The sequence below is a fragment of the Sphingomonas sp. genome (assembly GCF_019746665.1).
Classification (GTDB): Bacteria; Pseudomonadota; Alphaproteobacteria; order Sphingomonadales; family Sphingomonadaceae; genus Sphingomonas.
The window spans coordinates 71,528-83,984 of the sequence record NZ_JAIERS010000004.1; the positions used below are offsets into that span (position 1 = coordinate 71,528).

The 12,457-nt window shown below is 70.0% G+C and carries 13 protein-coding genes and 1 tRNA gene; 1 reads left to right on the plus strand and 13 read right to left on the minus strand.

Features of this window, described 5'->3' with window-relative positions:
• Positions 1-28: 28 nt before the first annotated feature.
• The 13 genes from K2X73_RS02700 to K2X73_RS02760 all read right to left on the minus strand — a co-directional run bounded on the left by K2X73_RS02700 (position 29) and on the right by K2X73_RS02760 (position 11,568).
• Positions 29-105 (minus strand) — tRNA-His (locus K2X73_RS02700).
• 46 nt (positions 106-151) lie between these two features.
• Positions 152-874: a type II secretion system protein N gene (gene gspN, locus K2X73_RS02705; protein WP_294108301.1), complete on the minus strand. Its 723-nt coding sequence runs from the start codon at positions 872-874 to the stop codon at positions 152-154.
• On the minus strand, positions 874-1,350 hold the full coding sequence (gene gspM / locus K2X73_RS02710; RefSeq protein ID WP_294108303.1) for a type II secretion system protein GspM: 477 nt from the start codon (positions 1,348-1,350) through the stop codon (positions 874-876). Before gspM ends, gspN begins: the two co-directional genes overlap by 1 nt.
• Positions 1,347-2,426 carry a type II secretion system protein GspL gene (gene gspL / locus K2X73_RS02715; protein ID WP_294108305.1) on the minus strand — a complete coding sequence of 360 codons (1,080 nt, stop codon included), beginning with the start codon at positions 2,424-2,426 and terminating at the stop codon, positions 1,347-1,349. The genes gspM and gspL overlap by 4 nt, the downstream gene beginning before the upstream one ends.
• Positions 2,423-3,637, minus strand: coding sequence for a type II secretion system minor pseudopilin GspK (gspK, locus tag K2X73_RS02720; RefSeq protein ID WP_365980231.1), 1,215 nt, complete (start codon positions 3,635-3,637; stop codon positions 2,423-2,425). Before gspK ends, gspL begins: the two co-directional genes overlap by 4 nt.
• Positions 3,549-4,187 carry a type II secretion system minor pseudopilin GspJ gene (gene gspJ / locus K2X73_RS02725; protein ID WP_294108307.1) on the minus strand — a complete coding sequence of 213 codons (639 nt, stop codon included), beginning with the start codon at positions 4,185-4,187 and terminating at the stop codon, positions 3,549-3,551. Before gspJ ends, gspK begins: the two co-directional genes overlap by 89 nt.
• Positions 4,188-4,327: 140 nt before the next feature.
• Positions 4,328-4,804 (minus strand): type II secretion system minor pseudopilin GspI, encoded by a 477-nt coding sequence (gene gspI / locus K2X73_RS02730; protein WP_365980232.1) that lies wholly within the window; start codon positions 4,802-4,804, stop codon positions 4,328-4,330.
• Between the two features lie 10 nt (positions 4,805-4,814).
• Positions 4,815-5,273 (minus strand): GspH/FimT family pseudopilin, encoded by a 459-nt coding sequence (locus K2X73_RS02735; RefSeq protein WP_294108311.1) that lies wholly within the window; start codon positions 5,271-5,273, stop codon positions 4,815-4,817.
• Between the two features lies 1 nt (position 5,274).
• Positions 5,275-5,733 (minus strand): type II secretion system major pseudopilin GspG, encoded by a 459-nt coding sequence (gspG, locus tag K2X73_RS02740; protein WP_294108313.1) that lies wholly within the window; start codon positions 5,731-5,733, stop codon positions 5,275-5,277.
• A gap of 8 nt (positions 5,734-5,741) precedes the next feature.
• Positions 5,742-6,968 carry a type II secretion system inner membrane protein GspF gene (gene gspF / locus K2X73_RS02745; RefSeq protein WP_294108315.1) on the minus strand — a complete coding sequence of 409 codons (1,227 nt, stop codon included), beginning with the start codon at positions 6,966-6,968 and terminating at the stop codon, positions 5,742-5,744.
• Positions 6,969-6,971: 3 nt separating this feature from the next.
• Entirely contained in the window at positions 6,972-8,510 is a 1,539-nt protein-coding gene (locus K2X73_RS02750) for an ATPase, T2SS/T4P/T4SS family (RefSeq protein WP_294108318.1), read from the minus strand.
• Positions 8,507-10,738, minus strand: a complete 2,232-nt coding sequence (gene gspD / locus K2X73_RS02755; protein WP_294108323.1) for a type II secretion system secretin GspD — start codon at positions 10,736-10,738, stop codon at positions 8,507-8,509. Before gspD ends, K2X73_RS02750 begins: the two co-directional genes overlap by 4 nt.
• Positions 10,735-11,568 (minus strand): type II secretion system protein N, encoded by an 834-nt coding sequence (locus K2X73_RS02760; protein WP_294108325.1) that lies wholly within the window; start codon positions 11,566-11,568, stop codon positions 10,735-10,737. Before K2X73_RS02760 ends, gspD begins: the two co-directional genes overlap by 4 nt.
• Before the next feature lie 141 nt (positions 11,569-11,709).
• On the opposite strand from K2X73_RS02760, the gene K2X73_RS02765 reads away from it, so the two are divergent.
• Positions 11,710-12,369 carry a 2OG-Fe(II) oxygenase gene (locus K2X73_RS02765; RefSeq protein ID WP_294108327.1) on the plus strand — a complete coding sequence of 220 codons (660 nt, stop codon included), beginning with the start codon at positions 11,710-11,712 and terminating at the stop codon, positions 12,367-12,369.
• Positions 12,370-12,457: the final 88 nt, after the last annotated feature.

The following is a 12,457-nucleotide window of genomic DNA, read 5'->3' on the forward strand; positions in this document are numbered from 1 at the left end:
CCCTACCCCTTATGTTGGCTGCGCTTCGTGGGGCGACCGACGGGACTTGAACCCGCAACCCCTGGTACCACAAACCAGTGCTCTAACCGATTGAGCTACGGTCGCCGTGAAGCGCGGCGGATAGGGCCGCATGACTACAGCGTCAACCCTATCAGAGACGCCCTTCCACCGAAAGCCGGTAGCCGCCACCCACCGCGACGAACCCCGCCTGGGTGAGGCGCTCGACCGTCGCCGGATCACCGCCCTGCACTTCCAGCAGCGCGCGATACTGGCCATCGCCCTCGATCGTCAGCGCGATCTTCTCCGCCCCCGATTGGCTGGCGAGCGGCAGGCTGAGCGCGCCGGCGACGCAGCGCGCCTCGCCGCTCATCCCCTGATCGAGCGCGATCCCGGCGATGCCGGCGCCGAGCATCGCCTTCACCCGGCCATTGGCACGCGCGCAGCGGCCACGATCGAAGCGCACCGACAAGTCGTTCAGATCGAGCTGCGTGATCGGCAGCGGCGCGAACAATTGCCCGACCGGCACCGCCGCCGTCGTATCGTCGATGCCGAAGCTCGCGGCGGACACGCTGAACGCGCCGCGCAGCGGTGCGCCCTGGCCCAGTTGCGCGCCGCTCAGGTCCACCCGCGCGCGTCCGACGAGGAGCTGGATCGGCGACAGCGCGGCATAGCTGTCCCCCAGATCGACATCGCCCCAATGCACCTCGCGCAGCGTCGCCGCCCACACCGAATCGTCGGCCGCGCGCAGGCTCAACCCCTCGCGGTCGAGCCCGAGCATCCCCAGCGCGAGCCGCATCGGCAGCGTGCCGATCAGCGCGATGACGAGGAACAGGCCGAACAGCACACGCGGCCGGGCGTTGATCCGAAAGCGCATCATGTCCCCCGCGCGCGCAAGGTGAGCGCGACCGACAGCGTGCCGTCGCCATTGTCGGTCGTCTGCAACTGGTCGACCAGAATGCCCTGCTCCTCCAGCTCGGCGATCCAGGCGAACAGCGCGGCCGGGCGCGCCGAGGCCATCGCGATCGCGACTGCATTGTCCGATTGCGGATTGACCGTCGACAACACGAAGCCGGCGGTCGTCGCGCGCTCGCGCACCACCGCCTCCAGGCTGCCACCGCGCTCGGGCGCGGATGCCTTGGCGAGCGGCTCGACCGCCGCGACCGCGCCGCGCACGCCCGCGAGCCGGGTCGCCGCGTCGAAGGTCCGGTCGCGCGCGGCGTCGAGCCCCTCGCTCACCGGACGAAGGATGCCGAACCACATCACCACGACCAGCGCGAGCGCGGCGGCGACGCCGATCAGCAGGCGCTCGCGCGGCGAAAGCCCGGTAAGCCAAGCACGGAGCGCGCTCATCGCGGCGCCACCGTCAGTTCGCCCTGATAGCGCCCGGCCGATCCGGCGAACGGCCCGGGGGTAACCGTCAGCCCCAGCGCGCGCAGCCGCAGCAGCACATCGGTGATCTGGCCCTCGGTCTGCGTCACCAGCGTCATCCGCAACACACCCTGCTGATCGAAGCTCAATGCGCGCAATTCGCTTCCCGGCACCGCGCGCACCGCCGCGAAGGCCGAGGCCGCCGTCTGGGTGAAGCCGAGCCCCGCGCCGCGCAGGCCCGCGAGCCGGGCGGTGAGCTGACGCTGCGCATCGTTCACCGTCTCGCCGCGCGGCAGCCCGGTCGCGGCGAGCACGTCGGCGCGGTGCTCAAGCTCGGCGGCTTCCAGATTGTAGCGCAGGATCAGCACCAGGTTGAGCGCGAGCGTCACCACCAGGGTCGCCGCGATCAGCCACAACGCGCGCTTGGCCTGGCGCCAGTCGAAATCGAGCTTCTCGCGCCGCGCGAACGTGCCCTGGCGCAGATCGAGCGGCGGGTTGGCGACGGCGGCGACCAGCGCGGCCTCGATCGCCTCTCGCTCGATCGTCTCGACGGGCGCATCGCCCAGGATCAGCTCGGTGAGCCCGGCTTCCTCGGCGAAGCCGCTGGTCGCGCCGCGCAGCACCACCTCGCCGCCCAGATCGGCGCGGACATAGCCCGTCTCGGGTCGCGGCAGCAGCAGCGCGGCAGGGACGATGGCGGCGGGATCGATGCCCTCGCCCGCGAGCGCCGCGAGCCAGCCGGCGATCCGCGCCGGCTTCACCACCGCGATCGGTCGCTCGCCATTCGCCTCGGGCGCACCGACCGCGACATGCTGTTCGGCCGCACCACCGAGCACGACATCGCCCACCAGCAGCCGCGCCGCCGCGAGTGCCTGCGCCGCCGAACGCGCCGGCACCTCGGCCCAATGCAGCGCCACATCGGTCGCGGGCGCGATCGCGACCACGGTTTCGCCAGCCGCGGGCTGAAGCGCCCCCCGCGCCACCACCACGCCGCCGTCGATCCGCAGCCGGCGCGCCGCGCCCTCGCCCTCGCTCGGCAGGAACACGACCAGCGTCATGACGGGTCGCTCCAGCCGCGCGACACCAGGCGCACCGGAACTTCGGTCGCGTCGATCAACGCGCTTTCGCTCAACTGCGTGCCCCCCAGCTCAACCTCGATATCGAGCGCGAACCATTTGGTCGTCACCGCCGTCTGGGCGGGTCCTTCCTGGCCCGGGCTCACCCCCTGTGCGCTCAGCCCCTGCCAGAAGCTGACGGTGCTGGTAAAGCCCAAGGGCGGCCGCGACGCGAGCAAAGCGCGCGCGCGCCCGACATCGAGCGTATCGGGCAGCAGCATCGCGAGCAGCGGCGCCTGTTCGGGCATCAGCGTGTTGACATTGAGCTTCACCGGGTCCGCGCGCGGCAGGGCGCAGAGCCAGGGGCGGAGCTGGGCGTAGAGTTCGGGCGTCACCCCCGCCACCGCGCGCAGCTCGCTCACATCCGCCATCAGCGCGCCCGCCGTGCGATAGCGCGGGCTACGGCCGGCATAGTTGCTGTCCTCGGCGCCATTGGGCTGGGGCGCATCGTCGCTGTCGATCCAGTCGGCGGTCGCCGCCGCGACGCCGGCCGCATTTTGCGCGCCGACGCCGAGCAGCCGCATCAGCCGCGCGAACTGCTCGATCGCCGCCGGGCGGGCGAGGTACCGGCCATCGCCGCCGCGCAGCACCAGGCCGTTGAGATTGAAGCAATTGCCGCCGTCCCGCACCCGCGCGGTCGCGCTGCCCTGCGGCACCGGCAGCGGGATCGGCCGGTTCGCCCAATCGCCCTGCAGCGTCACCCGCGCCGGATCGCGCGCCAGGATCGCGCTGATCCGCGTCGTCGCCATCGTCTCGGTCGCCATCGCATAAGCGCGCGCCTGATCGAGCGCGACGGCGTTCTGCGCGAGCCGCGTCGACAGCCGCATCCGCTCGAGCGCGGTCGCCGCGAGCACCGCGATCACCGCGACGATCAGCAGCACCGTCAGCAGCGCCGCGCCGCGTTCATCGGACGCAGCGAACCACTCGGCTCCTCCCCTGGAAGGGGAGGTGGCAGGCGCGCTAGCGCCTGACGGAGGGGTGACACCCTTTAGCGGCCGGAGAAACCCCTCCGTCAGCGCTTCGCGCTGCCACCTCCCCCCCTGGAGGAGGAGCTTCGCGTATTTCCTAACTTGCCGGGGCACTCGGCCCTCCCTCCGGCAAGGGCGGGACATAGCCCGCGCCGACCAGGAACAGCGCCCGCAAAGCGACGCCATCCTGCCGGACGAATTGCAGCTCGACCGCCTGGGGCAGCGGCGCGTCGGGCCGGCTGTCCCAGCGCTCGCTCCACGCGCCTTGCCACCGATAGCGCATCTTCAGCTGGCGCACGCCCACCATCATCTCGGTGCTGGCGAGCGGCGCGGCACCATCGACCGCGCCATAGGCCTCGCGGCGGAGCACGCCATTGTCGAGCCGATATTCCACCTTTTGCAGCTCGGCGCGCGGCGCGTCGTCGAGGTTGGTCCAGCCGCGCCGGACGAGCCCGAGCAGTTCCGGGCCGCTGCCCTCGCCCCGAAAGGCGGGGAGCGGCACGCCATTCTCGTCGCGCGCCGGTCGCTCGACCGCCTGCGCCAGATCGGCGGTGAGCGCGGCGTTGAGCCGGCCGAGCGCGGCCATCTCGTCGAAGCGCGCGCTGGTCGCGGTCTGGGCGCGGACGCTAACACTGAGCAGGGCGACGCCGGCCGCGGCGAGCAGCCCGAAGATGAACAGCGCGACGACGACTTCGATCAGGGTGAAGCCGGCTTGGTTTGCTTGTGTCTCATTCAAGCCCCTCCCCTTCAGGGGAGGGGATGGGGGTGGGGGCGGTATAGCCGGCGCCGCGCCCCGTTCTGACAGCCCCCTCCCCAACCCCTCCCCTGAAGGGGAGGGGCTCAGGTTCATCATTGCGTTACCGGCTGTAGACCGCATCACGTCCTCCCCGCCGGGGGCGGCGTGCCGCCCGCGGGGGGCACAAGCGGCGATTTGGGCTGGCGCGGCGGGATCGCGGGCGGACGGACCGCGCTCAACCGGCCAAGCACGCCACCTTCAGGGCCGGCGACCGTCACATCGACGCGGAACGCGCCCTGGTCACCGAGCGGCTGCACGTCGCGCCGCCAGCGCCACGCGCGCCCGCCATTCTGCTCGACGCCCTGCGCCGTGCCTCGCGCCGGCACGCGCGCATCGGTGATCGCCTCGACCACCAGATTGCGCGCCACCATCTGCGCGACCATCGTGTCATCAAGGATGCGCGCGCTCAGCACCGTCTGCCCCTCCAGCCGCAGCAGCGCGAGCGCCGCCAGGCTGAACACCGCGAGCGCGACGATGATTTCGAGCAGGGTGAAGCCGTTCTTCCGGCCATCCCGGTCGCCGGCTACGATCGGCAGACGGCGAGGGACAGATCGCACCGCGCGCCCCTCACCCATTGATCGTCACCCGGCCATCGGCGCCGATCGTCACCACCGCCGCCGCGTCCGCGCCGCGCCGCAGCTGCACACGCATCGGCGCGCTCGCGAGGCCGGTCGAATCGAAGATGATCCGCGCCCGCGCTTCGTCGAGCACCGGGCGCACGTCGCGACCCCAGCGGGTCACCGTCATCGCCTTGTCGCCCATCGGCACCCATTTGCCGCCCTCGCGCCGATCGAAGCCATAGCCGCCGGGGCTCACCCAGATACTGGTCGAGCGGCCCTCGACGATCGCCAGATCATGCGCCGTCCGCGCGCGCGCCGCGAAGCGTTCGGCCTCGTCGATCAGCCGGCCGCGCGGATCGGGGAAGGCGAGCACCACCAACGCCGACATCAGCGCGATCACCGTGATCACGATCATCAGCTCGATGAGCGTGAAGCCGGCCTGGGCAGGGCGCGACGCCGCGACCATGTTACTTCGCCGCGGACTCCGCCGGCCAGTTGCCGATATCGGCATCCGGCCCCTCGCCGCCCTGCTTGCCATCGGCGCCGAGCGTGTAGATGTCATAAGCGCCGTGCTGCCCGGGCGCGGCATAGAGATAGTCGCGGCCCCAAGGGTCCTTGGGCAGCTTCTTGATATAGCCGCCCTTTTGATAGCGCGACGGATCGGTGAGCGAGGCGGGCGGCGCGAGCAATGCGTTCAGCCCGTCGGTCGTGGTCGGATAGTTGAAATTGTGGAGCTTGTAGAGCTCGAGCGCCTGGTCGATCGTCTCGATATCGGCGCGCGCCTTCTCCACCCGCGCGCGGTCGCCCGAAGGCAGCACGTTCAGCACCACGATCGTCGCGAGCAGGCCGATGATAACGATCACCACCATCAGCTCGACCAGCGTGAAGCCGCCCTCGCGGCGGCGGCGGTTCTTCGGTTTAGGCATGGTCTTCCTCATTGCCCGGCAAGCGTGTTGAGCTGCAAGATCGGCAGCAGGATCGATAGCACGATCGTCGCCACCACGCCGCCCATCACAACGATGATCGCCGGTTCCAGCAGCGACAAGGCGGTGGCGGTGAAGCGATCGAATTCGCGCTCCAGATAATCGGCGGCACGCTCCAGCATCTCGTCGAGCCGACCCGCCGCCTCGCCCGACGCCGCCAGATAAGTGAGCAGCGGCGGAAACACGCCCGAGCGGCGCATCGCGGCGGAGAGGCTTCCGCCCTGGCGGATCGCGTCGGTGATCTCCTCGCTCGCCTGGCGCAGCCTGGCGTTGTGGATCGTCGCGGCGGTAAGGTTCAGCCCTTCGAGCAAAGGCAGCCGGCTCGCCACCATTGTCGAGAGGGTGCGCGCCATCCGCGCGGCGTGCAGATCGCGCAGCAGCCGCCCGATCAGCGGCACGCGCAGCACCCAACTGTCGAACGCGAGCTTGATCGCCGGCTGGCGCAACGCGGTCCGCCAGCCGAACGCCAGCAGCACCAGGCCGATGATCACCGCCCACCAATAGCCGGCGAGGAACGCCGAGATCGCGATGACGATGCGGGTGAGCAGCGGCAAGGCCTGCCCCACGGTATCGAATTGCTGCACCACCTGCGGCACGACGAAGATCATCAACGCCGCGACCACCCCGATCGCGACCGTCGCCAGCACGCCGGGATAAGCGAGCGCGGTGATGAGCTTGCCGCGAATTTCCGCCTGGCGTTCGAGCAGCGCCGATAGCCGCTCGAGGATCGCCGGCAGCGAGCCCGAGCTTTCGCCCGCCGACACCATCGCGCAATAGAGCGCGGGGAAGCTCTTGGGCTCGCGCGCCATCGCCTCGGCGAGCCGCCGCCCCTCCACCACCCCGGCATGGACGCGCCCGACGATCTCGCGGACATGCGCCGCTTCGGTCTGGCGGCTGATCGTGCGCAGGCTTTCCTCGAGCGGGCTTACCCGGCTCAAGGTCGCGAGCTGGCGGGTGAACAGCGTCAGTTGCTTGGGGCTCAGCCGCTGGCCACGCAGCTGGACCAGCAGCGACGGCTTGGCGGCGACGCCCTCGCTCGGCTTGCCCGGCTCGATCCGCACGACGAACAGCTTCTTCGCGTCGAGCAGGTCGCGCGCGCGGTCGATCGTCTCGGCCTGCACCGCGCCGCGCTTTTCGCGGCCCTGGGTGTCGATGGCGAGATAATCGAAATCGGCCACGTCTTACGCCTCGGCCATGTCGCTGCGCGAAACGCGCACCGCTTCCTCGGGCGTCGTCACGCCCTCGCGCACCATCGCGCGGGCGGCCGAGCCAAGGTTGGGCGCGTTGACGAAGGCGTGGCGGGCGATGATCGCCTCGTCGCCGCCATCGTTGATCAGCCGGCGGATGGTGTCGTCCACCCGGATCGCCTCGAACACGCCGATGCGGCCCTTATAGCCGCTATGCCCACACGCCTCGCAGCCGACCGGCTCGTACACGATCGTGCCCGGATCGAAACCGAGCAGCGCCGAGACCGAGCCGGAGGCCTGCACCGGGCGCCGACATTCGGGGCACAGCCGCCGCACCAGCCGCTGCGCGATCACCCCGCGCAGCGTGGAGGCGAGCAGGAACGGCTCGATCTTCATGTCGCGCATCCGGGTGATGGCGCCGACCGCGTCGTTGGTGTGGACGGTGGAAAGCACCAGATGCCCGGTGAGCGAGGCCTGCACCGCGATTTCCGCCGTCTCCCGGTCACGGATTTCGCCGACCATCACCACGTCCGGGTCTTGCCGCAGGATCGCGCGCAGGCCGGCCGCGAAAGTGAGGCCCACTTTCGGGTTCACCTGCGTCTGGCCGACGCCTTCGATCGCATATTCAACCGGGTCTTCCACGGTCAGGATGTTGCGCGTGCCATCGTTGAGCAGACGTAAAGCCGCGTAGAGCGTCGTCGTCTTGCCCGAGCCGGTCGGCCCGGTGACGAGCACGATGCCGTTGGGCTCGCCGATCGCGCCGCGCAGCATCGTGTTGATCGCCGGGCTCATGCCGAGCACGTCGAGGTCGATCGCGGCGTTCGCCTTGTCGAGGATACGCAGCACCACCCGCTCGCCGGCGCGGCTGGGGAGCGTCGAGACGCGCACGTCGAGCAGCTTGCCGCCCAGCGACAGCCCCATGCGCCCGTCCTGCGGCACGCGCCGCTCGGCGATGTCGAGTCGCGCCATCACCTTCACGCGGCTGACGACCACGGGCGCGACGTGCGGCGGCATCCGCAGCGTTTCGCGCAGCACACCGTCGATCCGCATCCGCACGACGAGGCCGGTTTCATAGGGCTCGATATGAATGTCGGACACGCCATTGCGCGCGGCATCGGCGATGATGCCGTTGATGAGGCGGATGGCGGGGGCGTCATCGGCCGAATCGAGCAGATCCTCGGCGGTCGGGATGTTGCCCGCGATCAGATCGAGCTCGTCGCCCAGCCCCAGCGAACCGGCGGCGGCGGCGGCGGCCTGCCCGTCCATCGCGTATTTCTCGGACAAGAGCCGATCGAACGCCTCGGGGGCGGCGAAGCGCACGTCGAACGGGCGTTCCAGGAAGCGGCGCAGCTCAATCAGCACCTTGGGATCGGCGCCCTCACGCAAGGAAACCGCGAAATGCCCGTCCTCGCCGGCATCGAGCACCACCCCGAACTTGCGCGCGAAGGCGTAGGGAATGGCGACGATCGAGGGCGGCAGCGATGCCGGTTCCTCGACGGTGAGCACGGGCAGGTCTTGCGGCTGGCCGATCATCGCGGCGCTCCCTCCTGCGGCCGCAACGGAGCGGCGGGTTCCTTCAGCACGGGCACGGGGACGCGCGGATCCTCGATGCTGCCCGGAGTGCCCGGCGGCGGCAGCGGTGGCTCGGCGCCGAAGTAATCGCGCACCAGCTGGTCGATCGTCGGCTCATGCCCGCCGGGCTGGATGCCCTGTTGCAACCGGACATAGCCGTAACGCTGCTCGGCGAGCTTGCGGGCATCCTCGGCGGTGCGCAGGATCGTCGGGCGGATGAAGATGATCAGGTTGGTCTTGGTCCGCGTCTTGGCGCGCGAGCGGAACAGCTGCCCCAACGCCGGGATGTCGCCGAGCAGCGGCACCTTCTCCAGCGTGCGCCGCTCATTATCGTCGAGCAGGCCGCCGATCACCGCGATCTGGCCGTCATCGACGGTCATCGTGGTTTCCACCTCGCGCTTGTTGAGGATCAGGTCGCTATTGTCCTGCGACACCGGCCCCGCGATCGAGCTGACCTGCTGGCGCAGGAACAGCTTCACCGATCCCGACGAGTTCACCTGCGGCCGTACTTCCAGCTCGATGCCGACATTCTCGCGCTGCACCGTGCGGAAGGCATTGTCGAAATTCTGGCTGAGCGCCTGCCCGGTGGTGATCGGCACTTCCTGGCCGACCAGGATGCGCGCCGGCTGATTGTCGAGCGTCACGATGTGCGGCGCCTGCAACAGGTTGGAGGTGGTGTCGCTCTTCACCGCGTTGACGATGCCGGCGAACACCCCGTCGCGGCCTATCCGCGTCGCGAAGCCGCCAAAGCCGCCCGAGGCGCCGATGATCTCGTTGAGCGCGCTCTGCGCCAGCGCGTCGCTGACAGTGCTGTTGACCGAGGTGGTCGTGCCGCCGGCGTTCGTCGTCGTCGTTCTGGTGTTCAGCTGGCGCGCACCCACCGCGCCCGCGATTTGCAGCAGATTGGGCGCGGCGTTGCTGAACGAGGTGGTCGCGATCGGCACCCCGCTGCCGCCCAGTGAGCCGATCAGGAATTGCAGGCCGAGCCGGTTCGCGGTCTGGTCCGAAACCTCGGCGACGATCGCCTCGACCAGCACCTGCTCACGCCTTGTGTCGAGCTGGCGCACTACTTCGGCAAGCTGGCGCTGCACTTCGGCCGGGGCGGCGATCACGATCGCGTTGGCGCCGGCGAAGCGGGTGACGACCGCCGCCGTCCGTCCGCCCTCGGCGACGATCGCCGGCGGGGCATTGGGGTTGACCCCACCTTGCTGCGCCGCGCCCGGAAATTGCTGCGCCTGGGGCGCGACGATGTTGCGCGCGTTCGCGCTCGATCCGCTGTTCGAATTGCCGAAGCCGCTCGATTGGCTGAGCTGCTGCGGTTGAGTCGGCGCGCTCGGCTGCTGGCCGACAAGCTGTTGCAACACCGGCAGCAACTGTTCGGCATCGGCGTTCTGCAGGAACACGACCTTCACCTCGGTGCCGAGCGAGGCGCGGCGATCGAGCTCGGCGGCGACCTCGGCCAGGCGCGCGACCGATGCCGGATCACCCCGCAGCGCGACCGCGTTCGAACTCGTCACCGGCACCACCGACACGGTTGATGCACCGGGCGCCCCCTGTTGCTGGCTGCCCTGCACCAGCTGCTGCAACGCGGTCGCGATCTCGCGCGCGCCGGCGTTCTTCAGCGCGACCAGCCGGGTCGCGGCATTGTCCGTATCGATCTGGCGCAGCACCTCGCGCACGCGGCGGACATTGTCGGCGAAATCGACGATCACCACCGAATTGCCGCCGCGATTGGCGGTGACGGTGCCCTGAGGGCTCACCAGGTTGCGCACGGTATCGACCGCCGAGGCGGCGTCGATCGAGCGCAGCCGCACGATTTCGGTGACGAGCGTGTTGCGCGCCGCCGCCCCCGCGCCGCCAACCCGCGTCGGCTGCTGCGCCGCGCCCTCGATCGGCTGCACCCGGAAGGCGCCGTTCGCGGTCGGCACCGCGACCAGCCCATTGGCGCGCAGCGTCGAGAGGAACACCTCCAGATATTCGGAGCGCGACAGCGGCCGGTCGGTCACCACCGTCACCTTGCCCTGCACGCGGTTGTCGATGATGAACGTGCGCCCCGTCGCCTTGGCCGCATCGGCGATGAAGGCGCGGATGTCGGCGTCGCGGACGTTGAGCGTCATCTGCGACAGCGCGGGCGCGGCGAGGGTCAGCGCCAGCGCGGCGGCGCCCGCCAGGCGGTGGCGGCGGATCATGCGCCGGTCACCGCGATCACGATCGGCAGCACTTCGGCGCCGCGCTCGACCGAAAGCGGAATGTTGCCGCCCTTGGCATATTGCCCCGCCAGCTTGTCGATATCCCCCGGCCCGGTCACCGGCCGTCCCCCGATTTGCGTCACGATATCCCCGTCCTTCAAACCCACTTGGCGGAAAAGTTGCCCCGATCCCTGCGGGCGCACCACCAGCCCGGTCACCTGGCCATTGTCGATGCGCGGAATGAAGCCGATCTCCGCGCGCAGCCGGGCGAGCGACACCCCCGGCGCGGTGGGAGCGTCGACCATTTCGCCGGGCGCTGCGCCGTCGGCCGCGACCGTCCCGCCGCCCCCCGCCGACTGATCGAGAAACAGCTGCTCGTCGCGCCCGCCCCGCGTGAGCGTCACATGATCGAAATAGACCGCCTTCAGCGTTACCCCCGGCGCGACCTCGTCGCCGACCGCGAAGCTCGCCTGCACCCCGTCGGCGCCGGCGATGATCGCCGAGCCGCGTCCGCTGGCTTCGTTGAGCCGCGTGCCGAACAGGGTGAGCTGGAGCGCGGTTACCGCGACCGGCGCCGCCGCCGTCGGGCCGCCGCCCAGCCGGAAGAACGGATCGAACCGCGCGAGCAGTTCGGGCGCCGCCGCGCCGACGCCCGCTGGCGGCAGGCGCCAATCACCGAGCGGGCCGACGGGGGTGACGATCGCCCAGATCAATCGCGCCGCCTGGACCGCCAGCAGCGCCATCAGCGCGAGTTCAAGCGCGCTGTAGGCGATGTTGAGCGGCAGCCGCCGCAACAGACCGCGCGCCCGCGCGTCGATCGACAATCGCATTTCGTGGTCCCCTAGCCCGCCGGGCCTAGGCGGCAGGCTTTACGGCAAGGCTTCAATTTGGTGTCGTTTTTGTGACTATCGTCACGGTCTCGCGGTCGATCAAGCTAAAGCTGGCGCATGGTGTCGGCCTTTGGCAACGTTATGGCTATGAAAGTTCATCCCTGCGGTAATGGCTTCCCACCCGATGCGCTGATCGCCCGGCTGGCGGCGCTGCCCGGCGTGCAGAGGGTGCCCAGCCCCAAGCTCACCCTGTTCATCAAGCGCGGCTTCGCCGGGCCCGAGCTGTGCGCGGCGCTGATCGACCGCATCGACGCCGAGCGCCGCCCCTCGACCGTGTCCGACGATAATGGCGACCCAGGCTATCGCACGAGCGAGACGTGCGATCTGCGCGCGGACGAGCCGCTGACCCAGCAGGTCGAAGCCGCGCTCGCCGAACTGCTCGGGCTCGATCCGGCGTTCGGCGAGCCGCTGCAGGGGCAGCGCTACGCGGTTGGCCAGGAGTTCAAGCAGCATACCGATTATTTCGAGCCGCTGAGCCCCGATTATGAGCGGTTCTGCGCGGTGGCGGGGCAGCGGACCTGGACGGCGATGCTCTATCTGAACGCGCCCGAGGCGGGCGGCGCGACCCGGTTCAAGACGATCGACAAGATCGTCCAGCCCGAACCCGGCAAGCTGCTGCTGTGGAACAATCTGCGCCCCGACGGCAGCGGCAACCCCGCGACGCTGCACCAGGGGATGAAGGTGCGCGCCGGCACCAAATATGTCCTCACCAAATGGTATCGGCAGCGTCGCTGGGGGTGAGACGATTCGGCAACACGCCACGGCCAATTTCCCGAAATGACGCACGCCCAATGCTGAATGGCCAAAGCTTACCGTTTTCCTAAGACGA